At 63.4% G+C, this 25638-nt stretch carries 25 protein-coding genes and 1 pseudogene; 7 read left to right on the top strand and 19 right to left on the bottom strand.

What is annotated here, in order from left to right; genetic code table 11:
* Positions 1-343: 343 nt before the first annotated feature.
* Positions 344-988 (bottom strand): GNAT family N-acetyltransferase, encoded by a 645-nt coding sequence (locus HK108_RS15785; protein ID WP_181272210.1) that lies wholly within the window; start codon positions 986-988, stop codon positions 344-346.
* 98 nt (positions 989-1086) lie between these two features.
* Here HK108_RS15785 and HK108_RS15780 point away from each other — a divergent pair, with 98 nt between their 5' ends.
* Entirely contained in the window at positions 1087-1716 is a 630-nt protein-coding gene (locus tag HK108_RS15780) for an HAD family hydrolase (protein WP_181272209.1), read from the top strand.
* A 66-nt stretch (positions 1717-1782) separates the two neighbouring features.
* Here the strand turns inward: HK108_RS15780 and HK108_RS15775 are convergent, their stop codons facing one another.
* Positions 1783-2625 (bottom strand): MurR/RpiR family transcriptional regulator, encoded by an 843-nt coding sequence (locus tag HK108_RS15775; protein ID WP_181272208.1) that lies wholly within the window; start codon positions 2623-2625, stop codon positions 1783-1785.
* A 108-nt stretch (positions 2626-2733) separates the two neighbouring features.
* Here HK108_RS15775 and HK108_RS15770 point away from each other — a divergent pair, with 108 nt between their 5' ends.
* The 3 genes from HK108_RS15770 (at position 2734) to HK108_RS15760 (ending at position 6730) form a co-directional block, all read left to right on the top strand.
* Positions 2734-3651, top strand: a complete 918-nt coding sequence (locus tag HK108_RS15770; RefSeq protein ID WP_139467573.1) for an isoaspartyl peptidase/L-asparaginase family protein — start codon at positions 2734-2736, stop codon at positions 3649-3651.
* A gap of 114 nt (positions 3652-3765) precedes the next feature.
* Positions 3766-5265, top strand: a complete 1500-nt coding sequence (locus HK108_RS15765) for an AbgT family transporter (RefSeq protein WP_229664222.1) — start codon at positions 3766-3768, stop codon at positions 5263-5265.
* 241 nt (positions 5266-5506) lie between these two features.
* Positions 5507-6730: an amidohydrolase gene (locus tag HK108_RS15760; RefSeq protein ID WP_181272207.1), complete on the top strand. Its 1224-nt coding sequence runs from the start codon at positions 5507-5509 to the stop codon at positions 6728-6730.
* A 90-nt stretch (positions 6731-6820) separates the two neighbouring features.
* Here the strand turns inward: HK108_RS15760 and HK108_RS15755 are convergent, their stop codons facing one another.
* The 6 genes and pseudogenes from HK108_RS15755 to HK108_RS15730 all read right to left on the bottom strand — a co-directional run bounded on the left by HK108_RS15755 (position 6821) and on the right by HK108_RS15730 (position 10614).
* Positions 6821-7390 (bottom strand): DapH/DapD/GlmU-related protein, encoded by a 570-nt coding sequence (locus HK108_RS15755; protein ID WP_172173239.1) that lies wholly within the window; start codon positions 7388-7390, stop codon positions 6821-6823.
* Between the two features lie 4 nt (positions 7391-7394).
* On the bottom strand, positions 7395-8447 hold the full coding sequence (locus HK108_RS15750; RefSeq protein WP_181272206.1) for a zinc-dependent alcohol dehydrogenase family protein: 1053 nt from the start codon (positions 8445-8447) through the stop codon (positions 7395-7397).
* Between the two features lie 56 nt (positions 8448-8503).
* Positions 8504-8917: a (R)-mandelonitrile lyase gene (locus HK108_RS15745; RefSeq protein WP_181272205.1), complete on the bottom strand. Its 414-nt coding sequence runs from the start codon at positions 8915-8917 to the stop codon at positions 8504-8506.
* A pseudogene (locus tag HK108_RS15740) lies at positions 8914-9491 on the bottom strand (helix-turn-helix domain-containing protein). Before HK108_RS15740 ends, HK108_RS15745 begins: the two are co-directional and overlap by 4 nt.
* 85 nt (positions 9492-9576) lie before the next feature.
* Positions 9577-9975: an acyl-CoA thioesterase gene (locus tag HK108_RS15735; protein WP_181272215.1), complete on the bottom strand. Its 399-nt coding sequence runs from the start codon at positions 9973-9975 to the stop codon at positions 9577-9579.
* A 135-nt stretch (positions 9976-10110) separates the two neighbouring features.
* Positions 10111-10614, bottom strand: a complete 504-nt coding sequence (locus tag HK108_RS15730) for an SRPBCC family protein (protein ID WP_181272204.1) — start codon at positions 10612-10614, stop codon at positions 10111-10113.
* A gap of 92 nt (positions 10615-10706) precedes the next feature.
* On the opposite strand from HK108_RS15730, the gene HK108_RS15725 reads away from it, so the two are divergent.
* Positions 10707-11915: a winged helix DNA-binding domain-containing protein gene (locus HK108_RS15725; RefSeq protein WP_181272203.1), complete on the top strand. Its 1209-nt coding sequence runs from the start codon at positions 10707-10709 to the stop codon at positions 11913-11915.
* A 2-nt stretch (positions 11916-11917) separates the two neighbouring features.
* Here HK108_RS15725 and HK108_RS15720 read toward each other — a convergent pair whose 3' ends face one another.
* The 7 genes from HK108_RS15720 to HK108_RS15690 all read right to left on the bottom strand — a co-directional run bounded on the left by HK108_RS15720 (position 11918) and on the right by HK108_RS15690 (position 19490).
* Positions 11918-12748: a uroporphyrinogen-III synthase gene (locus HK108_RS15720; RefSeq protein ID WP_181272202.1), complete on the bottom strand. Its 831-nt coding sequence runs from the start codon at positions 12746-12748 to the stop codon at positions 11918-11920.
* Positions 12749-12771: 23 nt separating this feature from the next.
* Positions 12772-13677 (bottom strand): LysR family transcriptional regulator, encoded by a 906-nt coding sequence (locus HK108_RS15715; RefSeq protein ID WP_181272201.1) that lies wholly within the window; start codon positions 13675-13677, stop codon positions 12772-12774.
* Positions 13678-13716: 39 nt separating this feature from the next.
* Positions 13717-14418: a hypothetical protein gene (locus tag HK108_RS15710; protein ID WP_127365193.1), complete on the bottom strand. Its 702-nt coding sequence runs from the start codon at positions 14416-14418 to the stop codon at positions 13717-13719.
* A gap of 14 nt (positions 14419-14432) precedes the next feature.
* Positions 14433-15770: a replicative DNA helicase gene (gene dnaB / locus HK108_RS15705; protein ID WP_039211746.1), complete on the bottom strand. Its 1338-nt coding sequence runs from the start codon at positions 15768-15770 to the stop codon at positions 14433-14435.
* Between the two features lie 152 nt (positions 15771-15922).
* A complete protein-coding gene (locus HK108_RS15700; RefSeq protein ID WP_181272200.1) occupies positions 15923-17305 on the bottom strand; it encodes an FtsX-like permease family protein in 1383 nt (460 codons plus the stop codon).
* An 11-nt stretch (positions 17306-17316) separates the two neighbouring features.
* Positions 17317-18735, bottom strand: coding sequence for an FtsX-like permease family protein (locus HK108_RS15695; protein ID WP_181272199.1), 1419 nt, complete (start codon positions 18733-18735; stop codon positions 17317-17319).
* On the bottom strand, positions 18735-19490 hold the full coding sequence (locus HK108_RS15690) for an ABC transporter ATP-binding protein (RefSeq protein WP_181272198.1): 756 nt from the start codon (positions 19488-19490) through the stop codon (positions 18735-18737). Before HK108_RS15690 ends, HK108_RS15695 begins: the two co-directional genes overlap by 1 nt.
* A 108-nt stretch (positions 19491-19598) precedes the next feature.
* Here HK108_RS15690 and HK108_RS15685 point away from each other — a divergent pair, with 108 nt between their 5' ends.
* Positions 19599-19898: a VOC family protein gene (locus HK108_RS15685; RefSeq protein ID WP_181272197.1), complete on the top strand. Its 300-nt coding sequence runs from the start codon at positions 19599-19601 to the stop codon at positions 19896-19898.
* Here the strand turns inward: HK108_RS15685 and HK108_RS15680 are convergent.
* From HK108_RS15680 to HK108_RS15670, 3 genes are all read right to left on the bottom strand, one after another.
* On the bottom strand, positions 19870-21438 hold the full coding sequence (locus HK108_RS15680; RefSeq protein WP_181272196.1) for an AMP-binding protein: 1569 nt from the start codon (positions 21436-21438) through the stop codon (positions 19870-19872). The two genes, HK108_RS15685 and HK108_RS15680, sit on opposite strands and share 29 nt — an antisense overlap.
* Positions 21439-21456: 18 nt before the next feature.
* Positions 21457-22590 (bottom strand): DUF5938 domain-containing protein, encoded by a 1134-nt coding sequence (locus HK108_RS15675; protein WP_181272195.1) that lies wholly within the window; start codon positions 22588-22590, stop codon positions 21457-21459.
* A gap of 90 nt (positions 22591-22680) precedes the next feature.
* Positions 22681-23472 (bottom strand): SDR family NAD(P)-dependent oxidoreductase, encoded by a 792-nt coding sequence (locus tag HK108_RS15670; protein ID WP_181272194.1) that lies wholly within the window; start codon positions 23470-23472, stop codon positions 22681-22683.
* Between the two features lie 121 nt (positions 23473-23593).
* Here HK108_RS15670 and HK108_RS15665 point away from each other — a divergent pair, with 121 nt between their 5' ends.
* Complete coding sequence (locus tag HK108_RS15665; protein ID WP_181272193.1) at positions 23594-24247, top strand: TetR/AcrR family transcriptional regulator; 654 nt, start codon at positions 23594-23596, stop codon at positions 24245-24247.
* 68 nt (positions 24248-24315) lie between these two features.
* Here the strand turns inward: HK108_RS15665 and HK108_RS15660 are convergent, their stop codons facing one another.
* The gene (locus tag HK108_RS15660; RefSeq protein ID WP_181272192.1) at positions 24316-25632 is read right to left on the bottom strand and encodes a DUF445 domain-containing protein; all 1317 of its coding nucleotides are present in this window, start codon (positions 25630-25632) and stop codon (positions 24316-24318) included.
* Between the last annotated feature and the right edge of the window lie 6 nt (positions 25633-25638).

Raw genomic sequence — 25638 nt, 5'->3', positions numbered from 1 at the left:
ACAATGGACATAGCGGTTCGAAGCTCCCTGTTTGACCGATAGGTTGTGCGGCCGCTTGCGGCCGGTACCGGTCCGGGATGAGGTCACTTCGGAACAACACTGTGATGAGTCACGCCCCCGGTTTTCCGGGGGTGGACAGCCTTCTGATCAAGTTACCGAGGTGGGCCGAGTCGGTGCCGGCCGCACCACCCATGTGATCGGACAAATCGGCCCGAAGACACCACCAAAAGGGGGTGGGTCACCGCCAGGTTGAGTCACGATCACGGGATGGAGAGGCCAGCACCTACTCTGCCAGCCGGTCCCAGACCAGCCACTACCAAGACTCACAGCCGTCAGGTAGCAATTAGTGGTGGTCTAGGAAAGTGCAGAAGTCCTCGACTCCGCTGAGCTCGATGTCGTTCCGCCGTCTGGTTTCCCACGCCGAGCGGGTCAGGCGCCAGCGTTGGATGCGTCCCGGCTCGCCTCGGCGGATGTCCCAGTCGAGGCCGTTGCGCTCGTACCCCAAGGCTTCGGACACCTTGTTCGATCCGATGTTGTCGACGAACGCATCGGAACCGGCCTCACTCGCCCCGAGCCCCGCGAACGCGAGATGGAGCAGAGCACTGCGCATCTCCGTGCCGAGGCCGCGACCGCGCACATCCGTCGACAGCCAGGAGAATGAGGCGAACGTCCCGCAGGAGTCGAATTTCTCCGCAATGAGGTCCTGCATCCCCACGGCCTCACCATCGACGAGGACGGCGAAGGCCAACCGGAAATCAGAGGGAGAGAAGCGTCCGCGTCCGCGCCACACGCTCTGGAGCCACCTGCTCACCCGCACGTCCGGGTCGGATTCGTAGAACGACATCGGATCGTCGTAGGGGGCTGGTTCCGCGAAGACCTTGCCGTCCCGCACAAGTGGGGCGAGCGCCGCGAGCATCTCATCGGCGGCACCGACGAGCTCGAGTCGGGGAGTCTTCACCCGGATCTGCAGGGGCGGGTAGCCGATCATGAAACCAACCTAGGCCAGCCGGACCGAATCCACAATGGTCCGTCGACTCCAGGTAGCGTGGGGTTCGACTCCAGGATGCCGATAACAGGTGGTGGCTCATGACCGAACCCGATCGCCCGACCCCGACGACCGTCGTCTTCGACCTCGGCAATGTGCTCATCGGCTGGGACCAGACAGGGCCCCTGGCCGATCGTATGAGTGCCGCTGAATGGCATTCCTTCGCCGAGGCGGCCGACTTCCCCTCGCTCAACACCGCAGCTGATTCCGGCGTTTCGATCACCGATATCGTCGCCCGAGCCGCCGAGGCGGACCCCCGCCACGGTGAGATCGTCGCCGCCTACTACGAGAACTTCGACAAATCCCTGACCGGTCCGATCGACGGCATGGCCGAGATCGTCGCAGGTCTCAAGACCGCCGGCGTCCGCCTGCTCGGGCTGTCGAACTGGTCGGCCGAGACCATCCACCATGCCCCCGTCGTCGCCCCGGCGATCAGCGAACTCGAAGACATCGTCGTCTCGGGAAAAGTCGGGCTGGTCAAACCCGATCCGGCGATCTTCGAACTGACCCGGGACCGATTCGACCTCGACCCGGCCCGGTCGGTCTTCGTCGACGATCTGCCCGCCAATGTGAAGGCAGCCGAACGACTCGGCTTCGTCGGTCATGTGTTCTCAGGAGCCGCCTCGCTGCGCGAGGAACTGTCCCAGCTCGGTCTGTTTAAGTCTTACTAAGACATTGCGTCCGGTTACTTGTTGGACTTTCAGTCCGACTGAGGTGACAGTCTTAGATCCGAACCTTCACTTGAGTCTCTGCGAAGGTCGAAGGTCTTCCAGCGTCCGAAGTCGTTCTAGCGCACCGTCTATTTTGGTTGCGGCCTCGTGAACCACCGCCTCAACCAACGCCAGGCATCCCACTTGGCTATCAAAAAATGAAACGTCGACGGCGGCCTGCAGTACGACGTCGGAAATACCAGCGACCGGCGACAACCATTGGTCAGTGATCAACGCGACCGAAGCAGAGTTTCTCTTTGCGGCCTCAGAAACCTGGAAAAGATGCTCCTGATATCGCCTGACGTCAAGAACAAGCAAAACGTCTTGCCGCCGCAGATCGGTGACAACATGAAGGTCACGTCCCATCGGATCTTCCAAGAACGAGACGTTCGGCCTCACCTTCGATAGCTGCAGCTGAGCTACGCGGCCAACCAGCCCGCTGTAGTGTCCCCCAACAACCACCACGCGATTCGATACCTTTGTCAGCATCTTCACCAAGCGGTCGATTTCCGAACGTGGATTCTGCTGAAAAGTTCTAGTGATGAGATCCGCCCGGTCCGTCCCGCTCGAGGAGAACTCGTCTGAAAAATCTCGCCCAGCCGTCTCTGCCTCAGCCCGTACAAGCGGACTCGCCGATCTCGTCGTCAATTCGGTCCGCAGACGATCCTGCATTTCGACGAAGCTGTTGAATCCGAGCTGCGTACAGAAACGCACGACCGAAGCAGAACTCGAACTAGCCAAGGCCGCTAGTGACGATGTTGTCCCCAAACCAGCACTCGGATAGTCGGCCAGCAGAGCACGAGCAATCCGGCGACTGGCGGGACTGAGCGAATCAATCGACGAATTGACCGTCTCCGCGACTGTTTCCATCGTATGACTCCCGAGAATGAAGCGTACATTTCAAATGTGATCCACATTGCAGTTATGAAACAACTATGCCAAGCTGATCTCGCTCAGCACAAATGAAAGGAACATCACATGACTGAAACCATCCTCCGATCGTTTGGCCAGAGTACCGAGCCGCTTCTCATCGTTCATGGCGGTGCCGGACATCGATCGACTCCCCTTACCTCGGATGGTACAGCCAGCGCGCATGCAGCGTTGGAGAAAATTCTCGAAGCAGGCTACTCAGTACTCAGCGCGGGTGGCTCTGCAGTCGACGCAGTCGTTGCCGCGGTCCGCGAACTCGAGGATGCCCCCGATTTCAATGCGGGCCACGGGGCCGCACTCACTGCGTCAGGAACCGTTGAACTCGACGCTTCGATCATGGCTGGTGACGGCCGCTCGGGGGCCGTCACCGGTGTATCTACCGCTCGCAACCCCATTTCGGTTGCTCGCGCGGTGATGGACAAAACCGACCACCTGTTATTCGCGACACCGACTCACGAACAGCTGAGTAAGTGGGACGTCGAAACAGTCGATCCCGAATACTTCATCACGGAGAAAAGGCGAGAGGAGCTCGCCGCCTTTCAGAAGCAGCCTGACGCCTTGCTCCAGCACGGCACAGTCGGTGCCGTCGCTCGCGATGCAGACGGGAATCTGGCAGCAGCAACTTCCACCGGTGGAATCGTCAATCAGGAGCCAGGCAGGGTAGGCGACACACCGCTGGTAGGTGCCGGGACATTCGCTGACGACGGAACAGTGGCTGTCTCTTGCACCGGCACGGGAGAAGTATTCATGACTGAAGTCGCAGCTCACAGCGTGCACGATCGAGTTTCTCTCGGAGGAGCCTCTCCAAATGAGGCGGCAGTCGCAGTCCTCGACCGAATCGCAATTCGCGGCGGGATGGGAGGAATGATCGTCATTCCGACGTCTGGTACGGGGCTCGCGGCGTACAACAGCGGCGATATGTTCTACGGGTCATTCGATTCCACAGGTACATACACGCACGTGTGAACGTCCAGCCCGGGGAAACCGGTAGCTGGAGTTGACGATTACTTGATTAGGAGAGATATGTCAGTTCAAGCACCCACTGACGAGGACAGGCAAAGTCGCTTGTCCCGAGGAGTGATGAAACTCCTCGAAGCAGTAGACCGTGCAGGCAACAAACTGCCTCACCCATTCTGGATCTTTGTGGGCCTTGCCGTCATCGTCGCCCTGCTCAGCGCACTGTTCGCTCGCTTGGATCTTTCTTCAGTCAATCCCACTGACGGCAAAACAGTGGCCGTCAAGAGTTTGCTCACGTCCGAAGGCATTCAGATGATGCTCGACGGTGCGATCGAGAACTTCGTGAACTTCCCCCCGCTGGGGTTGATTGTCGTGGTCGCACTTGGAGTGTCTATTGCAGACGCAACAGGATTATTACCTTCCCTGATGAGGGGGATGCTTTCCAAGGTCAATCCTCGCTACGTGACCTTCATGATCGCGATTACCGCAATGGCCGCCCAAATTGCTGGCGACGCCGCCTTTGCAGTGATGATTCCGTTGGCGATGATCGCCTACCGCGCGGTCGGGCGCAGTCCGATCATCGGTGCTGTCGTGGCATATGTTGCTGTGGGTGGAGCAAGCAGCGTTGGACTGATTCCCACCGGAACCGACGCGGTATTTGCCGGTCTGACGACCGCCGCTGCCCACACGATCGACCCGAGCTATAACGTCAACCCGCTATCTAACTACTATTTCTCGGCTTCATCGTCCATTGTGCTGGCTCTCTCCATCACTTTGGTTGTTGAACTGGTTGTGGCCAAACGAGTCGCGTCCCTTGAGGCGGCAGAACCTTCAATAGACGCTGATCCGTTACCGGACATGAAGCTCAAGCTTTCTGAGCAACGTGGCATGATCGGCGCAGGAATCGCCACTGTTCTCTTCTTCGGCCTCCTTGTCCTGGCAACAGTACCGGCGAGTTCGCCCCTCCGCGGAGAGGGTGGGAGTGTTGTCGATTCACCTCTGATGAACAATATCGCCGTCATCATGATGTTGTTCTTCAGTACTGTGGGAATCGTCTACGGTGTCATCGTCGGCTCAATCAAGAAGTTCAGCGACATCCCCGAACTCATGGCTCCTGGCGTCGCTGCTCTCGTTCCAGTCGTGGTTCTCTTCTTCGCCGCTTCACAATTCTTGGCCTACTTCAAATGGACAAATATGGGGCAAGTCATTGCGATTGAGGGGGCAGGGCTCCTCGATCGCATAGGTGCAGCTCCAATCGTCATTTTTGTTGTCGCCGTGCTGTTTATCAGCTGCCTCAATCTGGTGCTCACCTCGGGTTCGGCAATGTACGCATTCGTAGCACCGGTCCTGGTACCAATGCTCATGCTCCTCGACATTGCGCCAGAGACCACTCAGGCGATGTTCCGCATCGCCGATGCGCCGACAAACAGCTTGACCCCGATGAGCCCATACTTCGTTCTTGCCCTCGGATTCATCCGGCAACATCGACCCACGGCTGGTGTCGGCACGTTGATGTCGCTGGTTCTTCCGATCGCCTTGGTCAATCTCGTCGTCTGGCTGGTCCTTTTCATATTGTGGTACCTCGTGGGTCTGCCTCTGGGGCCAGGAGTAGCCGCTCGGTAGCGTCGTGATTGGTGCCGCGTTGGTCTTCTCGCCACCAACCGCGCACCGTTTTGATCCGGCAGGTGCCAATCCAATCCTTGTGCACTTCCCGTCCGTCTCTGCACGTCTCTTCCGCCACCTGCAGTTGTCGCAACGTTTCGCACAACTGAGAAATTCGTACCGTTCGAGGCGTCATCCCCGCTGATACTGTGAGAAACGTCCGCGCCTGGAGAGTCCACCCGCCGCCTGAACAGGAGACACGATGACGACACCTTCATTCCTCGACTCCATCGATTCCCAGCTCGACTGGCAGCGCGAGGTCTACAAAGACCTTCACCGCAATCCTGAGGTCAGCCTCGACGAGCACAAGACCGCCGATCGCATCGCGGCCGAACTCGAGGGACTCGGCCTCGAGGTCACCCGGATCTCCGCCACCGGTCTGGTCGCCGTCATCGACAACGGCACCGGACCGACCGTTCTCGCACGAGCCGATATCGATGCTCTCCCCGTCACCGAGGACACCGGCCTCGACTTCGCGTCCGAGGTCGACGGTGTCATGCACGCCTGCGGTCACGATATGCATGCCGCCGCTCTGCTCGGCGCGGTCCGGCTGCTCAAAGAGAACCAAGATGCCTGGTCAGGCACGTATATCGCGCTCTTCCAACCGGCAGAGGAGAACGCGGCCGGGGCGAAGGCGATGATCGATGACGGGCTGACGGACAAGGTTCCGACCCCCGATGTGGCCCTGGCCCAGCACGTCATGCCGCTGCCGGCCGGCAAGATCTTCACCGCTGCCGGACCAGTGATGTCGGCCGGGGATTCGGTGAAGATCACGGTCTTCGGTCGCGGCGCCCACGGGTCCATGCCGCACCTGTCCGTCGACCCCGTGGTCCTCGCTGCCTCCATCGTTCTGCGCCTGCAGACGATCGTGTCCCGGGAGACCGAACCGAGTGAGTTCGCCGTCGTCACGGTCGGCGCGTCGAACTCCGGATCGAAGTCGAACATCATCCCCGACCGCGCCGAGCTGCTGCTCAACGTCCGCACCTACGACACCGCGGTGCGGGGGCGGGTGATCGCATCGATCGAGCGGATCGTCCGCGGCGAATGCGAGGCCGCCGGAACCCCGAAGGAACCGACGTTCGAGTATTTCGACCAGTTCCCGCTGACGGACAACAGTGAAGCGGTCAATGACACCATCACCGCGGCGCTCACCGAGTTCTTCGGCACCGAGACGGTGCTCGAGGCGACCCCGGCGACTGCGTCGGAGGACTTCAGCGAACTGCCGAATGCCTTCGGCATTCCCTACGCCTACTGGTTCGTGGGTTCCTTCGATGCCGAGAAGTACAAGGCCGCCGAGGAGGCCGGAACCGTGCTCACGGATGTTCCGGCCAATCATTCGCCGTTCTTCGCCCCCGAACTCGAGCCGACTCTCGAGATCGCGACGAAGGCGCAGGTCGTCGGCGCTTTGGCCTACCTCGGCGGCTGAGCCCTAACTGCTTCGACCGGCGACCCCGAGCAGTCTCCACGTGGCCTGTGATCGGTCGCGCGGAGACAGCAGGCTCCCTCGTCGGGTGAGTCACTCGTCGATCGTGCGCACGACGTGTGCCGGTGAGCCGACGACGACGGCGCGAGCCGGAACGTCTCTGGTCACCACAGACGCCGCGGCGACGACGGCGTCATCACCGATGGTGATGCCTGGCAGGACAGTCACGTTCGACCCGATCCAGACATTGCGTCCGATGACGATCGGAGACGGGTGCATGTCCGCACGACGGTCCGGCTCCATCCCATGATTGAGGGTGGCGAGAACCGTGTTGTGTCCGATGAGCGTGTCATCGCCGATCGTGATCCCGCCCTGGTCCTGAAAGCTGCACCCGGAGTTGATGAAGATCCGCTGCCCCAAGGTGATGTTCTTCCCGAAGTCCGTGTGGAACGGGGGAAACATGGTCACAGTCGGATCGACCGGGCGTCCCGTCAGCTCGGCCAGCAGCGCGCGAACCTCATCGGGTTCATGGTAGCTGCCGTTGATTTCCGCCGTGATGCGCAGGGCTTCCTGGCTGGTGCGGTGCATGACCTCATGAAGAGGCGAGCCGCCCGTGATCATCTCTCCGGCGTTGAGGGCTTTCAGCAGATCTGCTGTGTCCACGGTGTCACCTTTCCTGTACTGACAGATGAAGAGATCGGGGCCGCAGCAGGACCTTGACGGCTTCGCGGCTGTCCATGGCCGAATAGGCGGCCGCGGCGTCGTCGAGGCTCATCGTCTGGTCGAAGACCTTACCCGGGTCGATCTCTCGGTTCCAGATGAGTTCGATAAGGTCCGGCAGGAAGCGACGAACCGGTGCGGGCCCGCCGTGCAGATGAACCAGACCGAAGAACAGTTCTCCTCCGGGCAGCTCGACATCGTGTGAGACACCGACATAGCCGACATGACCGCCGGGTCGGGTCGACCGGATCGCCTGCATCATCGATTCCTGTGAGCCGACTGCCTCGATGGCGCTGTGGACGCCGAGTCCGTCGGTGAGCTCTCTGATCTTCGCCACGCCCTCGTCGCCGCGTTCTTCGACGATGTGGGTGGCACCGAATTCGCGGGCGAGGTTCTGCCTGTCGACGTGACGGGTCATGGCGATGATCGTCTCCGCTCCCATCTGCTTGGCGGCAAGGACTCCCATCAGTCCGACAGCGCCGTCGCCGATGACGGCGACCGACTTACCGGGGCCCACCTCGGCGGCATCTGCGGCGAACCACCCGGTGCCGAGCACATCGGATGCGGCCAGCAGCGACGGGATGAGATCGTCATCAGGCTGTCCCGGCGTGGCGACCAGGGTGCCGTCGGCATGGGGAATGCGAGCGAATTCGGCCTGGGTGCCGATCCCGCCGTCGACGAAGATTCCGTTGACGCAGCGGGACTGGTAGCCGGCGGTGCAGATCGGGCAGGTGTTATCGGAGATGACGAATGATCCGACGACGAAGTCACCGGGTGCAACGGTGCGAACCTCGTCGCCGACTTCCTCGACGATGCCGACGTATTCGTGGCCCATGAGCTGCTGATCCGGTGCGTCGGCACCACGGTAGGGCCACAGGTCCGATCCGCAGACGCACGCGGCCACGATCCGGATGACGGCATCAGTGGGTGCCTCGATGGTCGGATCGGGTCGTTCTTCGACCCGGACGTCGCCGGGTTCGTGCATGATCACTCCGCGCATTGTTCTCTCCTTGAGAAGTTCGGTTGTTCGCTGCTGTTCGGTTCTGGTCGTGGGGCTCAGCCTCGCGGACGATTCAGGTCCGCCTCGTCCACGTGCTCGAGCCAGGTGGTCGTCTGAGCGGGATCCTCGGCGTTCTCGAGCATGGCGATGTGTTCCATGAATGTCTCGGGGGCGGCTCCGTGCCAGTGTTCCTCGCCTGCCGGACAGTAGACGGTCTGCCCCGGGCGGGCCTCGATCACGTCACCGTCGCGTGTGCCGAACAGAGCGGTTCCGCTGGTCACGTGCAGAGTCTGACCCTTGGCGTGCGAATGCCATGCAGTGTGTGCGCCGGGGGCGAATCGGACCCGTGCGACGACCATGGTCTGACCATCCTCCTGCGGGGAGGCGATGGGGTCGACCCACACATCGCCGCTGAATTGCTCGGGCGGGTTCTTCGCTGTCGGTGTCGTTGGGAGAATGCGGTGGCTCATGAACGGTGTCCTCTGTTCTCAGGAAGTTGGTTCTCGGGTGGTCGTTCGGTCTCGGTCGTCGGCGCCGCCCACGAGGCGAGCAGACGCAGCTTCTGCTCCGATTCCGAGCCAGGTTCTGCTGTGTAGATGAGGAGGGCGAGGCCGTCTTCGGCGGTGATCCGCAGCTCCTCGAAGGCGAGGACGAGCTCGCCCACGACCGGATGGTTGAAGCGCTTCATCCCCGTCCCGTGCGTGCGGACATCATGTTGGGCCCACAGGGTTCGGAACGTCTCGCTCTGTGTCGAGAGTTCGCCGACGAGGTCCTGGATTCCGCGATTGTGGGGAGGCCCCGCTCGGTGTCGTTGAGCAGCAGAGCCTCGGCGAGCGCTTCGAGGACAGCCGCGGAAGCCCCTCCGATCGCGCCCCGTTCGAGTTTCGAGTAGTACTCGACGCTCAGTCCGGCCAGGGCCGCGACCTCGCTGCGACGCAGGCCCGGCACTCGCCTCGTGCCGTGGGTGGGAAGGCCGACCCGATCAGGGGTGATCTTCGCCCGCCGTGACATGAGGAATTCGCGTACTTCGGCCCGGTTGTCCATATTCTCCAGGCTAGACGCGTTCTCATCTGAGAGGGATACCCTGTCAGGGCACCTCTGCCCATCACTTCTGCAGCACCGAGCGTGTCTACGGCTGCGGGTGGGGCATTCGGTCGCGATCATAGGTGATCGTCGTGTACCCGTGTGGAACCGGTGTGCCGTCCTCGTCGACTCCGACGAATACGATCTTCTCGATGCTGAGGATCGTCTTCCGGGTGATCATATTGCGCACCCTCGCCTTCATCGACAGCGACGTACGCCCGAACTGGGTTGCGATGAGCCCCATCTCGATGAGATCGCCTTCCCTCGCCGAAGCCTGAAAGTCGATCTCCGAGATCAGTTTCGTGACAACTCGATGGTTGCCGAGCTGGATGATCGCGTAGATCGCGGCCTCCTCGTCGATCCACCTCAGCAGGCTGCCGCCGAAGAGGGAGCCGTTGGCGTTGAGGTCCTCAGGCCGCACCCATTTGCGGGTATAGAAGTTCATCCCGTCCGCATCGTGGCGGGCGGAGCTCTCTGTGGGCTGTGCCGTCGCTGTCATGCGATCAGAGTAGCGAGGAGTTGTTTCGCCCTCGTTTCGATCACGTCACCGCTGTGCGACGTCGTCTTTCAATTGTCGAAGTCATCCTTCGCGTTCGAAATCGTCCTTCATGGTCGTGAGCGTCCGCCGAATGTTCAATCGCTGGAAGTCCGCGAAGCTCCGCCCACGTGTGACGATGTGGTCGAAGACCCAGGCCAGCCAGTCGGGCCAACCGCGACGATCGTCTGTCCACGACTCCGTCACTCGAGTCGCCTCACCGAGGTCCTCGAACTCGTATGCCCAACTCGCGTTCGCTCCTTCGATGCTCGGAGTTCGGGGTCCGATCCGGCGCACGGTGAAGGCGAACCGTTTGCCGGGCACAGATTCGGTGACGACGCATTCGGTCACCCACGTCGCCGGCCCGCGACGGTTCGTCCCTTCGAAGACGTCGCCTGTCTGCAGCGGACCTGCAGTCGTGCGCGTGCTTGCGCCGGTGTTCTCCGGGCTCCATCGGGCCATCTGGGTCGGATCGGCGATCTGCTCCCAGAGTGCGGCGGCGTCGGCCTTGATCACCATGCTGTCGCTGACCTGCATCGTTCGCGTCATCGTCGTCCCTTCTCATTGTGGTCGTGCACGCACCAGATGCCGGCCGAGCACGTGGCCCTATTCAAACACGGGTCCTGAGCTAGCCTGGGCACATGGCCGACTCCGCGACGAACGACGAGATCATCGCCTTCCGCCTCCGCGCTCATCATCTCGATGAGCGACTCAGCCGCAACTCACTCACTGAGGCCGCGGGAGCCTGCGGCATCCAGAACAGCCCACCGGGATCCGCGCTGACCGCACTCCATGCGCGGGTCGAGGACATGAGTGCGACAGCGTTTGCTTCGGCCGTCGAAGAGGAGAAGTCGCTGCTGCAGAGCTGGTGCATGCGAGGGGCGCCCCATTTCTTTCCCGCTGCGGATCTCCCGGTCTTCACCACCGGGGTCGAACCGACGAATGAGAAGGCGATGCGCCATTTCGTCCTCGGAGTCGAACAGTCGGTCGATTCGCTCGGGATCCCGCTGAGCCAGATCCTCGATCGGGTCGAGCAGGAGGTCGCCGGGGTGCTCAGAGGGCGGAGGATGACGATCACCGAGCTCGGCGAGGAACTCGCCGACGTGCTCGCAGACTCCCTGACGACGAAACAGCGAAGCACATGGGAATCTCAGGGCCCGTATGCGAAGGGCCAGAGCCTCGGTGCCGGCGTGATCCACTTCTGCATTCGACTGCTCACTCTGCGGCAGATCCTCTGCTTCGCCCCGCGCGAGGGAAACACGGCTCCGTTCGTTCTGCTCGACGAATGGGTCGATCCGCGTTCGCTGCCCTCGACCGCATCCGACGAGGGCAAACGCGACCGGGCCAGGTCCGAACTATTGCGGCGTTATCTGCACTGCTATGGACCGTCGACACGCGCCGACTTCGCCGCGTGGATCGGAATCCGGTCCACGGAGGCGACACCATGGTGGGACCTGATCGCCGGAGAGATCACCGAAATCGAGCGCGGGCGACGGACCTGGATGCTCGCCGAGGATGTCGATCAGCTGCATCGCGCGCAGCTTCCGCACGGCGTGCGTCTGCTTCCCCCACACGATCCCTATACGCAGATGCGGGATCGGGAGACGATCGCGTCCAAGGAGTTCCATCGGGAGATCTGGAAGACCGTGGGCGATCCAGGAGCGCTGCTGGTCGATGGCAGGATCGCGGGGACCTGGAGGGCGCGGAAGCGGAATCGACGACTGAGCATGACGATCGCAACCTTCGGCACCGTCCCGAAGTCGGTAAAGAGCGCACTGACCGCTGAGGCAGAGGCGATCGGCGCACTGCGCGAGGCAGACGCCGTCGACATCGAATTCGCGTCAGACTGAGATCATTCGGCGAGTTCGCTGATCAGCACGCGAGCGAGGGCTCCGAGTCGGAATCGCTCGGGAATCACGGTTCTGATGCCCTGTTCATGCAGCGGTGCCGCGGTGACGTCGCCGACTGCTGCCGCCACCACCGATTCGTTGAACGCCTCGATCACGGCCGACAGCAGTCCGTGTTCCTCGGCCGCGGTGAGAAATGCTGCCGCCCCGGGTGCTGAGGTGAAGGCCACGGCATCGCACCTGCGCTCCGCGACGAGTCGGACCGCGTCGACCACGGCCGCCGGATCGGGGGCCGGGCCCCACCGGTAGATGACGAGGGAACGGACATCGGCGCCTGCTGCGGCGAAGGCCTCATCAAGTCCGTCGGCTCCTGCACCGTGATGCTGTACGGCAATGCGCTGACCGTCCACGCCCTCGCCGAGGAGGACCTGCTGGATCTCTGCGCTCGTCTCGGATTCGGCGACCCAGTGAGCCCTCAGTCCGGCCGCTTGAATCGCTCCGCGTGCCTTGGGGCCGCGAGCGTATATCCGTGCTCCGGCGAGCATCGAGTGCCACTCCTCGCGCAGACCCGCGGCTTCAGCCACGTCACCCCAGCCGGTGAATCCGACGCCGGTCGTGACCACGACGATGTCCGGCCGGGCCTCGATGAGTTCACGGGTGCGTGTGACGAGTTCAGGGTCATCGATGTGAGGAATGACGGAAAGGGTCGGGGCGTGCACGATCTTGGCACCGTGACGCTCGAGGGCGGAGGCGAGCTGTTCCGCGCGCCGCTGAGCTGTGAGCACGATGCGACGTCCGACCAGCTCGTCGCCGATGTCAGTTTGGGGCTGGTTCATGCTCATATCCTGGTCGCGCAGTCTCACCGGGGCAACTTCCGGCCTTCGAGAGCAGCCTGGTGGGCGAGCATCTCATCCTTGAGTCCCTGGACGACGGCGGCGATCGCCGGTCGCCGCATCGAATCGGGTCTGAGCACCAGCCAGTAGGGCAGTCGCTCGGCCACCGATTCTGGGAAGAGTCGCACGAGGTCGGGGTGACGGTCGGCCATGAAACACGGGAGGAAGCCGATTCCGGCACCCGCACGAGTCGCTTCGACGTGAACGAAAACGTTCGTCGAGGTCAGTGCATCCTTCATCTCGGGAAACAGCCGCCTCGGCGCATCGAGGTCGTCGACCTGGAGCATGGAATCGACGAAATAGACAAGCCGGTGGTCGCTGACTTCCTCCACCGAGGAGGGGGTGCCGCTGGCCGCGAGATAGTCACGCGAGGCGTAGAGACCGAGTTCGTAGTCACCGAGCTCGATCGCCTCTGCTCGGTGCACGCGCGGTTCGCCGACGACGACCTCGATATCGAGACCGGACCGCTGCTGCAGGGCCTGCCTGGTGACGGTGACGATCTCGACACTCAGCCCGGGATGCCGACGTCGCAGCTTCGCGACCGCCGGGGAGGCGACATAGGCGCTGAACCCATCCGTCGCGGTCATCCGCACCACTCCGGACACCGTCTCCGGGCCCTGGCCGGGACTCTCGAGTTCGGCAACCGCGTTCTCCATCTGTTCGGCCACCGCAACGGCTCGTTCCCCGAGGTCGGTCAGCTCCCATCCGTCATCCGAGCGAGCCAGCACGCGTCCGCCCAAGGACTTCTCCAAGGCGGCGATGCGGCGGGAGACCGTCGAGTGGGTGAGCCCGAGGTTGTGTGCCGCCGTCGTGAATTTGGCGGTGCGGGAGACGGCCAGCAGCACGAGCAGATCGTTAGGATTGGTGTCCATGCCTGCCATGGTGGCACACCTGCAACAAGTGCGGCCTCGTCAGCGCACGTGCTGCTGCGACGGCGAGCGCGTCCAGCGCAGCAGCACGACGATCAGACAGATGAGGAACACGATCCCCGAGGTGACCAGTCCGGTGACGAGGATGCCGATATCGGCAGGCAGATCCACGTCTTCGGCCGGTTTGGTCGGTGCCTTCCCCTCCGGATCGATGAGGACGGAGATCGTGTCGCCCTCATCGAAGTCGTCGTATCCGTCCTTGCCGCGGTAGATCAGCGGTTCGGCGACGGGGGTGCCGTCGGTGCGTTCGAGGCTGTAGGTATGAACATAGACCTGCCGCGACCTGGGCGGATTGGAACTGTGCACGGTCTTCTGTTCGACTTTGTGATCGGCGACGACCACCTCGGTGAGTTCGCCAGCCTGAGACAAAGCAAGATCCTCGCCGAGCATCACAGTGCCGATGAGTGCAATGGCCACGAACGGTCCGGTGTACCAATACGCCGGCGTGTGTCCCATGAACCTGCGCATCGCCAGAGTGACGCCGAGGAACACGAAGCATCCGAGGATGATCGTGAACAGCAGTTGATCCGGATACAGGTATCCGATCGTGAAGACCGCACCCGTGCCGACGAAGAAGACAGCACCGGTGATGATGATGGTCAGCGGATTCCTGCTGCCCTGGTTCCAGCGGCGCTCACTCTTCCCGCCGTCACCCCACTTGCCGCGCATCCAGTAGGCGTCCATTCAAGCCCCGTTCGTCACTGCGGCATGTTGACGAATCGGGACTTCGCGCCCTGGAACGCCACGGGGATGTCCATCGTCGGACCGGCACGGTGCTTGGCGACGATGATGTCGGCCTCACCGGCGCGTTCGTGTTCCTTGTCGTACATGTCCTCACGGTGGATGAGGAGGACCATATCCGCGTCCTGCTCGATCGAACCGGACTCACGCAGATCCGAGATCATCGGCCGCTTGTCCGTGCGCTGCTCGCTGCCTCGGTTGAGCTGAGACAGTGCGATGACCGGCACCTCGAGCTCCTTGGCCAGCAGCTTGAGCGAACGGGAGAACTCCGAGACCTCCTGCTGACGGGACTCCACGCGCTTGCCCGAGGACATCAGCTGCAGGTAGTCGACGCAGACCATCTGCAGATTGTGCTGCTGCTTGAGCCGGCGGCACTTCGCGCGGATCTCGGTCAGCGCCATGTTCGGCGAATCGTCGACGAACAGCGGCGCATTGTTGATCCGGGCCTCGGTCGCGGCCAGCGTCGTCCAGTCGTGCGGACTGAGCTCGCCGCGGCGCAGGTTCTGCAGCGGAATCTCCGACTCGGCCGAGAGCAGACGCATGACGAGTTCGTTCTTGCCCATCTCGAGCGAGAAGAACACAGCGGCCGCATCATTGTGGATCGCAGCCGAACGGATGAAGTCGAGCGCCAGAGTCGACTTGCCGACACCGGGACGCGCGGCGATGACGATCATCGTGCCCGGATGCAGACCGTTGGTGAGGTTGTCGAACTCGGTGAAACCGGTGGGCACACCCGCGGTCTGCCCATCGGTGTTGCCGTTGCGTTCGATCTCCTGGGCCACCTCGCCGAGGATGTCGGAGAGGATGACGTAATCCTCTGTCGTATGGCGTTCGGTGACCTTGTAGATCTCCGCCTGAGCGGAGTTCACGACGTCATCGGTATCGCCTTCGGCGTCGTAGCCCATCTGCACGATGCGGGTGCCGGCCTCGACGAGGCGGCGCAGCACGGCCTGTTCGCTGACGATCGCGGCATAGTAGCCGGCGTTGGCGGCGGTCGGGACCGACGAGATGAGGGTGTGCAGGTAAGCGGCACCGCCGACGCGGGCGAGGTCACCGGTCTTCGTCAGGTAGTTCGCCACCGTCACCGAGTCCGCGGGCTCACCCCGGGAGTAGAGGTCGAGTACCGCCTCGTAGATGGTTTCGTGAGCGGGCTTGTAGAAGTCGTCGCCCTTCATCGTCTCGACGCAGTCGGCGATGGCGTCCTTTGACAGAAGCATCGCACCGAGCACGCTCTGCTCGGCTTCGACGTCCTGCGGAGGGGTCCTCAGACCGTCATAGCCCTGGTCGTTGCTCACTTCAGTTCCTCTTCCTACACAGCCGCGTCGACACGCACCCGCAGATGGTGCGCTCCAACTGTACCCGGAGACCCGCGGAGGGTCCCACCGGCCCGATCACCCCCGCCGAACCGGTGCCGACCATCCTAGGACGCGGCACTGACGCAGAAGCTTCAGTCCCGCGTCCTCCCGGCCGTGGCCACGGAGTGCACAATCGGCTTCGTCAGCTGCAGCCCGACGCGGATGATGCCGATGCCGACGACCACTGTGAGCAGGATCGTGAGGAAGGTGACCGGCTTGAACACGAGCGCCGCTCCGGCCAGGGGCAGGACGAGCAGCAGCCCGAGCCCTCCGGCCAGCAGGGACACCCAGATCGCTGGGGCCATGACGGCCCGCACCAGCGCTCGGTGCAGCAGCCGGGTATCGGCGCCCGCGGCATAGAGGTCGGAGAAGGTGTCGGCTCGGTCGTAGATGTCGGCGACCTGGTTGATCACCGCGGACACGGCGATGAGCACGATAGCGATGCCCATGACGAGCAGCACCCCGGTGAACATGTCGTGGAAGAGGTTGACATCGGAGGTGCCCATCGTTGCCGGGTCGTCCTCGGCGGCGTCGAGGCCGAGCTGCATCAGTGCCACCCCCGACCCGCAGACGGCCGCGGTGAACGAGGCCATCACGAGTCCGGAAACGCGTCGCCAGAACCGTTTGGGTTCGTCGGAGACCAGGCGAGCCGCGATGAGGCGCTCCGGGGTGGCGGCCCGCCGACCGGACAGGTGAGCGAACCAGCGGACGAGGAGCCCGCCGAGGAGGTCGACGACGACCAGCCCGAGAGCGAAGAATCCGACCATCGCGCCGAGCACGATCCCCACGCCGAGGCCGCCGCTCTGGGTGAGCGCGTACACGACCGGCAGCAGGCAGATCACGAGCACCGTGACGATGACCTTGGCCACGGGGAACTTCCGCTCCAGACTCTTCGTCCGCACGCCCAACGGAGAGACCGCGACCTTGCGCAGACCCAGCAGGGCAGAGCCCGCGCAGACCAGGGCGAGGAAGACGACCACGACGAGGATGAGCCACGCGGGCATGAGCATGTTCGCGTACCCGATGGGTTCGCCCATGAAGTGGATGACGCTGACCGGCAGCGCCAATCCGAGATACCCGAACACCCCGAGGACGATGCCGACCAGGGCCGGGATCAGCGGTTCGGCCACGGCGAGCGCAGTGATCTGGGAGCGCCGGGCCCCGAGCAGCGACATCGTCGACAGCCGTTCGTCCTGCCGGCGTGCCGACAGGGTCGCCGAGGCCGATGCCAGAGTGGAGGCGGGGATGATCAGCAGAGCCGTGGCCAGGCCCGCGAGGGTCTTGTACATGATGTCGAGGCCCTCGTCCGCGGGATCGGGGCTCGGTGGGATCTGGAAGAACATCCAGGCCCCGGCCGCCACGGTGAGGAACAGCGTGGCACACGCGAAGAACGCGGCGGCCACGAGCACGGAGCTCGCCGAGGTCAGCGATCTCCGTCCGAGGACGAGGGGAACTGCTGCGAAGGACGTGGACATCGGGTCTCCTCTCAGGCCATGGTCGCCTCGGCGGTGGCCCGGTTCTCGGGTGCCGCCTCGGCGAGGGTGCGGTTGTGGGGATCGATCTCGGTGACCCGGCGGACGAGCGGCCGGGTGACCTGCAGCCCCAGCCACACCATCGCAACCCCGGCCACGAGAACGGCGGCGACGGTTCCGACGGTGAACGGATCTCCGAGGTCGCTCACCGAAGCCATGAGCCAGGCGAGGATTCCGCCGAGGAACAGGGAGACGACGGTGACCAACAGGATCGGCGACATCACGGCGTTGACGGTCACCCGGTGCATCATCTGCTGGGTCATTCCGGCGGCGTGGAGCTCGCGGTAGGTCGTCGCCCGGTCGAGGATGTCAGCGGCCTGGTTGATCGTGGCCGAGACGATGACGAGGACGAAGGCGATGACCAGGGTGAGGATGAGTCCGGTGAAGATATCGTCGCCGAGGTGGACGTACGGACCCATGACCGCGCGGTCCTCGGCGGAGAAGTCCTCCTGACCGCTGCGCATCATCGCCGTTCCCGCCCCGCCGACGACGGCGATGAAGGTGATCATCGCCAGCCCGGCGACCCGGCGCCAGTACTGTCCGGGGGCATCGGCGATCATTCCCGCCGCCATCACCGAGGCGGGACCGCGGGCGATTCTGCCGGCGATGCCGGCGTGGACGCGGATGCACAGGACGCCGAGGACGCTGATGAGCAGCAGGGTGATGCCGATCGTGGCGATGCTGTACATGATCGTCACCGCCATCGGCAGCTCCATCTGGGTGGAGACGTAGGTGGCGATGGCCACGATGAGGATGAGCACGATCGCCGTGATGATGCGGGCCAAGGGGAATCTCCGGGGCAGCGACCGGGTGCGCACGCCCAGCGGGGAGATGGTGATCTTGCGCAGGCCGATGAGCGAGGCGATCAGACAGACGGCAAGGAGGCCGGCGACGACCGCGGCGAGCAGCCAGACCGGCATGAGCAGTGCCTGGTAGCCCAGTGGTTCACCGACGAACGTGATGAAGCTCAGCGGCCAGGCGACCAGCAGGTAGCCGCCGATTCCGGCGAGGATGCCCAGTGAGGCGGGGACGAAGGGTTCGGCGACGGCGATGAGGCGGATCGTGCCGCGTTGCGCCCCGAGCAGGGACAGGGTCGAGAGTCGCTCGTCCTGACGGCGGGCGCTCAATTTCGCCGAGGCGACCCCGAGGCTGGTCGCGGGCACGATGAGGAAGACCGTGGCGAGGACGGCGAGGAGCTGGTACAGCTCGGCCACCTCGGCGTATCCGGAGACGTCGGGGCGGTCGATGAATGCCCAGGCGCCGGCGGCCACGGTGAGGAAGATCGTCGAGCAGGAGAAGAAGGCGATCCCGACGAGCCGCGAGGTCGTCGAGGTCAGGGACTGTTTGGACAGGAGGACGGGAAGGATATTCATCAGTGTGCGGCTTCCTGCATTGCCGAGTCGGCGACGATGCGGCCGTCGGCGAGTCTGACGACACGGGAGCAGCGGGCGGCGACGTTCTCATCGTGGGTGACGACGACGAGAGTGGAGCCGCGGCCGACAGTGGAGCCCAGCAGCTCGGTGAGGACCTCATTCGAGGTGCGCGAGTCGAGGGCGCCGGTCGGTTCGTCGGCGAAGGTGACGACAGGTTGGGTGACCTGGGCGCGGGCGATAGCCACGCGCTGAGCCTGGCCGCCGGAGAGCTGTCCGATCCGCTTGTGTCCGTGCTCGCTCAGGCCGAGACGGTCGAGCCAGGCCCTGGCGTGCTGGGTGGCGTCCGAGCGGTTCATGCCTGCGAGCATGGCGGCGAGCGCGACATTGTCGATGGCGGTGAGTTCGGGCAGGAGCAGTCCCTGTTGGAAGACGAAGCCGAAGACCTCGCGGCGCAGAGCGGTGCGGCCGGATTCCTTGAGGGAGGTGATCTCGGCGGCGGCGCTGCGGTCGGTCGGCGAGAGTCGGATGCGGCCGCTGTCGGGACTGATGATGCCGGCCAGGCAGTGCAGAAGAGTCGTCTTGCCGGAGCCGGAGGGTCCCATGATGGCCAGGGAATCGCCGAGACCGATCGTGAGGTCGACTCCGGCGAGAGCATACGTCTGGTTGAAGTGCTTCGTGACGTTGCCGGCGGTGATGATGGCAGGGTGCTGGTGGGCGGGCTGCTGCGCTGCGGCAGGATGCTGTGAAGAAGTCATGTCTCTATGTTTTCGCCCAACGGGCCCTGGCACTATGCAGTCAGCCCGTCAGCCGGTGCGGGATTTCCCAACCTCCGTTGACGAAAAACCGAGTTCGGGGCACCGGGCTTGACAGTCTTCCGACACCACCTCATCGACACTGTGGTCTCCCCGGAGGATCCCGACGGCGTAGAGATCGTCCTCGAGCCCAATTCGCATCCCGCAGTGGTTCCCTTCACCGAGGCGCTCGTGGCCGACGGGATCCCGATGCATCAGTTCACCATCGATGACGTCCAAGCCGAGTATGAGCGGCTGAGCCGCCTCGGCGTCACCTTCACTCAGGTACCCACGACGATGGGACCGATCACCACGGCGGTGCTCGACGAGACCGTCGGCAACCTCATTCAGCTCGTCCACCAGGACGGGTGACCGGCTGACCCTCCTGAAGCAGCTCGTCGCGGATATCGACCTTGAGTACCTTCCCGACCTTGGACCTCGGCAGATCCGACCAGGCCTCGATGTGCTTCGGGGTCTTCACACTGCCGATCCGGGCTTTGACGTGGGCACGCAGCTCCTCCATCGTCACCTCACCGCCTCGGCGCAACTGGACGACAGCGGCGACCTTCTCACCCCAGTGGTCATCGGGAAGACCAATGACGGCACAGTCCTGCACCTCCGAGTGCGAGAGCAGTGCCTGCTCCACTTCGGTGGAGTAGACGTTGAACCCGCCGGTGATGATCATGTCCTTGGCCCGGTCCACGACGTAGAGGAAGTCATCGTCATCGAGGTAACCGATGTCACCGGTGTGGTGCCATCCGAAGCGAGAGGCCTCCTCGGTGGCTGCGGGATTCTTATAGTAGCCGTCCATGACGAGTGAGCCGCGGACGACGATCTCGCCGCGCTCACGGCGAGGCAGGAGTGCGCCGTCGACATCCATGATCGCCACCGTGCACAGCGGCGTGGGCCTGCCCGCAGAACGCAGACGGCCCGTGGCCACCGACCCATCAGGGAGAAAGTGGTCCTGTGGCGCCAGGGTGGAGACCATCATCGGAGCCTCCGTCTGCCCGAACAGCTGCGCCATGACGGGGCCTATTCGCTCGAGTGCTTCCTCCAGCCGCACGGGAGACATCGGAGCGGCTCCGTACCACAGGCATTCCAGCGAACTGAGGTCCGTGGAATCGAGTCCTTCCTCGGCGAGGATCATGTACACGATCGTCGGCGGCAGGAACGAATGAGTCACCCGGTGCGACTCGACGTTCGTGAGGAACTGCCCGACGTCGGCAGTACGCATGATGACGATCTCCCCACCAAGCGCCAGAATCGGGAAGCACAGCACTCCCGCGGCGTGGGTGAGCGGAGCCATCGCCAGATACACCGGTCGCGCGGTAAACGGATAGGACATCAGGGTCAGTGCCGTCATCGTCTCAAGACTGCGATTGGACAGCATGACGCCCTTCGGCCGCCCCGTCGTGCCTCCGGTGCCGACGACCATCGCGAGATCGTCGACAGGCTCTGTCTCGGCCGCAGTGTCTCCACCGCTGCCGAGAAAGGCTTCCCATGTCAGCGCCCCGTCCGCTGCCCCATCGAGGCACACCCAGGTGTGGACGAGTGGCAGGTCGGCTCTGATCTTCTCGACGAGCTGCGCATACGCACCGGCGAAAATGACGACCCGACAGTCAGAAAGCTCCAACAGCTCGCGATTCTCTGCAGCTTCGTTGCGCGGGTTGATCGGACACCACACCGCACCGAGGCGGCTGATGCCGAATACGCAGGTGAAGGCCGTGGGATCGTTACTCGAGATGATGGCCACCTTGTCACCGGGCGCCACGTGTCTCGCAGCGAGCCCGGCGGCGATCTCGTACGACAGCTCCTGTACCTGCGCATAGCTGCGTGTCTGACCGTCCGTGGTTAGACACGCAGCTTCGGGGTCGATGGTCGCTCCCTTGTCGAGGAAGTCCGCGAGTCTCATGATTCTCGATCCCCTGACTCAGTTCTGCACCGTGAGCACCGGTTCGGCGACGAGGCCGAACTCCCTCAGCACCCCGAGGAGCTCCTTGTGCCCGAATGCCTGGCATCCCGAAGCGAAGCCCACTCGCCGAGGTGGCTGCTGAAGCAGGTGATACGCGAAGTAGGCCTGGAGCAGCCCGGTCTGCTGATAGTTGCTGTTGCCATGGATGACGCAGTGCGCTCTGCCGAGCGGTCCGCTCGCGTGGACCGAGTCGAGTGACTTGTTCACCAGTGGATTCTCCCGCGGCGGCATCTCGCTCATCACCTGCGCAGCCATCTCGGTGAGGACCGCGTCACGTTCGTCATCGGACATGTCCTTCGTCTGCTCGAGGGCATTGGCCACGATGACCGGGACACCCCGCATGAGCGGCGTGTTGAAGACCCCGCCCTGTGCCTTGACATTGGCAACCCGCGGATCGTTCTTGAACCACACTGGGTGGCTCGTGCCGCCCCAGGGAAGCGACTGCGCGAGTTCGTGCTGGCCGGGAACGACGAGCGGGACGAGCCCTTCATTCGGGTCGAATTCGGTGTAGGCATTGCGCTCGAGGTAGTACGCCTTCGAGGTCGCTGCGTTGACGAGGATCGTCTGCGTCGATGCGATCGTCGGACTGCCGCCCCAGAACACCGCGATATCCAAGGTATCGAGGCCGGGTTTGTCGAGGCAGAGGTTCGCCGCGATCTCGCCGATCGTGTACATCTGGGCCAGACCGGGCGAGAGCAGCCTGTCCTTTGCGGCGAACTGCTCACCGAACCGCTCTTGGCAGGTGATCAGCCAGTCCTGCTCACCCGAGGTATCGGAGTAGTGGACTTTGGCGTCGAGAGCCGCCTGGACGACTGTGGGTCCGTACTTGCTGAAGGGGCCGACGGTGTTGATGACGACCTCGGCTCCGGAGAAGAGCTCGGTGAGCGCTGCCACTTCGTTCTCAACGGCCCTGACCTCGAAGTCGGCGGTCTCGATTCCGGGGACGTTTGTGGCCATCGAGTCCTTCAGCCGCTGCTCATTGCGTCCGGCGGCAATGAATGGAACACCATATTGTCGGAGGTATTCGCAGACGATCCGGCCCGTGAAGCCGCTGGCGCCGTAGACGATGACGGGTTTGTTCGATGCTGACATCTCTGTCTCCTTTTTCGCAGTTCTTCGTTGTTTCGAGTGTTCGGGTATTCGGGGTGGCGGGACGGTCACCGGGTCTCGCCTCGGCAGACTTCACATGCCCATGCCGCCGTCGACCTGGAGTGCGGCGCCGTTGACGAATCGAGACTGGTCCGAGGCGAGGAAGAGCAGGGCATCGGTGATGTCTTTCTCCTCGGCGAGGCGACCCGACGGGGTGAGGTCGATGACTGCCGCGACGGCCGCCTCGGGGTTCTCGAAAAGACCGAGTTCGGAGACATCGTTGGCCAGCCCCGCACCCATCTGGTTGGGAACAAGACCGGGGAAGATGCAGTTCACACGAACCCCGTAGCCGAGCTTTCCGCTCTCCATCGCTGCGACCCGCGTGAGCCGGTCGATCGCCGACTTCGTTGCCGAGTACACAGAGATGCCAGGAAAAGCGATCGTGGCGGCCACCGAAGCGACGTTGATGATCGTTCCACCGCCTTCGGCGGGACCTCCAGGGCGCATCGCACGCAATCCGTGCTTGAGACCGAGCACCGTACCGAGAACATTGACATCGAGCATCGTCCTCGCATCGGTCGGGTCGATATCGGTGATCAGACTGGTGATCTCGACTCCGGCGTTGTTGACGATGATGTCCAGACCGCCCAGTGCGCCGACGGTCGATTCGATCGCCGTCTGCCAGGATGCGTCGTCGGTGACGTCGAGCTTGGCGAAATGATGACCGGCACCGAGGTCGGCAGCCACCTCTGCGCCGCGTTCCTGCAGGTCAGCAATCGCGACCTTAGCCCCCGAGGCGGACAGTGCACGGGCGTAGGACTCTCCGAGTCCCTGCGCCCCACCTGTTACCAATGCTCGACGTCCGGTCAGATCATAGATAGACATTGCGGCTCCTTTGCCGTCGTTTCCATGCTGGGTGTTCAGCGTCACATTCATTCTTGACACCTGTCAAGACCAATTGTCCAGACCGATTGCCCAGACCAGACGGAGAAGCTAGCATCGAAATGTGGCCAGTACCGAGTCTCAGCAGAAGCCCGCCCGCAGCAGACGGGGCACGGGCAGCTACGACGAGCGTCGGATCAAGCTCGCGGAATCCGCGTTGCAGACGCTCGGCGAGCTCGGCTATGCCCGAACGAGCCTGCGTGAGATCGCGGCCAATTCGGAGTTCAGTCACGGGGTCGTCCACTACTACTTCCGTGACAAGACAGAACTCATCGTCTTCTGCGTCAAGCACTACAAGACCCAGTGCATGCACCGCTACGACTCGGTCGTCGAGGAGTCGACTACCGCCGAGAATCTGCTCACCGGCTTCGCGGACAAGCTCGTGCAGACGCTGACGGAGGAGTCGTCGATGCATCGCCTGTGGTACGACCTGCGCTCTCAGAGCATGTTCCAGGAAGTGCTTCGCGAGGACGTCTACGACATCGACCGTGGGCTCGAGGATATGATCTGGCGCGTGGTCAGCCAGTATGCCGACCTTGCTGGGAATCGACCGCTGGTCGAGTCGCGTGCGGCCTACACGATGTTCGACGGCATCTTCGAAAGTGCGCTCCGCGACCACATCGCCGGTCGTGCAGGAGCGGTCGAATGGATCAGGAAGCAGATCGCCACACTGATCCCGGCACTGTGTTCACAACCCGTGGAGACTGAGTCCGCCTGATCTCGCAGTCTCGACTCTCACTCGGCGGGAACGAGAACGCGGCCGACCTCATCGGCTCAGCGTGAGGCTCATCCCGGCAGGAGCACGATGACGGTGTGGATCACGAGACCGACCAGCGCACCGATGACAGTGCCGTTGATGCGGATGTACTGGAGGTCGCGGCCGACGTAGAGCTCGATGCGCTCGGCGGCTTCCTTCGCATCCCAGCGCTCGATGGTGTCGGAGATGACGCTGGCGATCTCGGGGCCGAAGCTTTCGGCCAGATCACCGGCGGTGGTGGCGATCCGGTCGTCGATGCGGCGGGAGAATTCCGAGTCCGCCTGCAGCCGGTCGGCGAATTCGCCGATGAGCTGCCAGATGCGGGCGCGGACTTCGCCGCCTTCGTCGATGATGGCCTCGCGCAGCAGCTGTTTGAGCGAACCCCAGATCTCGAGGACGGAGTCGACGACGCCGTCCTGACTGAGCAGGTCGTTGAAGATCTCTTCGGCCCGCTGGGACAGGGATGAGTCTGATTCGAGGTCGTCGGAGAGGTCGACGAGCCACGCATCCAGCGCCTGTCGGGCCCTGTGGTATTCATTGTCGCGGACGTCTGCGACCCAGCCGAGCACTTCGCGCTGCAGGCGGTTGGCCAGCTGTTCGTTGACGAAATCGGGGACCCAGGACGGTGCCCGGTTGTGGACGATCTCATCGATGACCTGCGGATTGTCACCCAGCCAGCTGTAGGCCTCCGCGACGATGAGGTCGACGAGTCTGTGGTGAGCACCGTCGAGCACGATCTGACGCAGCAGCTGAGCGAGCACCGGTGTCTTTCGGGTGGCCACGAGCCGTGGAATGATGACGTTCCTGGTCAGCGCCTTGATGGAGTCGTCATCGATACGCGCGAGCACATATTCGAGTCCTCCTGCAGCACGGTCGACGACGATGTCTCGGTTGGCGGGCTTGGCCAGCCATTTCCCGGCACGATGGGAAATCTCGGCGGATCGGATCTTCGTCGACACCGCCTCGGCGTGGAGGAAGTTCGCGGCGACGAAGGCCGACAGACTCGCACCGAGGGTGTCCTTCTTGCGCGGGATGATCGCGGTGTGCGGAATCGGCAGCCCGAGAGGGTGGCGGAACAGCGCGGTGACAGCGAACCAGTCGGCGATGGCGCCGATCATCGCGGCCTCCGAGGCGCGGGAGACGAACCCCCAGACGCCGGTGTTGTCGGTGAAGAGGTGGGTGGAGAGGAAGATGAGCGTGGCGAGGATGAGCAGCGAGAGCGCGAGCGTGCGCATCTTCTTCAGCCCGCGAGCGCGCTCTTGATCCTCCGGCGTGAGCTCGGCCGGCCCGCCGTTTCCGCTGCCGGCGCCGAAGCGCGGTACGGATGGTGTCTTCTCGATCGACATCGTTAC

The sequence above is a fragment of the Brevibacterium sediminis genome (assembly GCF_013623905.1).
In the GTDB taxonomy this organism is placed as follows: domain Bacteria; phylum Actinomycetota; class Actinomycetes; order Actinomycetales; family Brevibacteriaceae; genus Brevibacterium; species Brevibacterium sediminis.
This window is presented reverse-complemented; position numbering and strand designations above follow the sequence as displayed.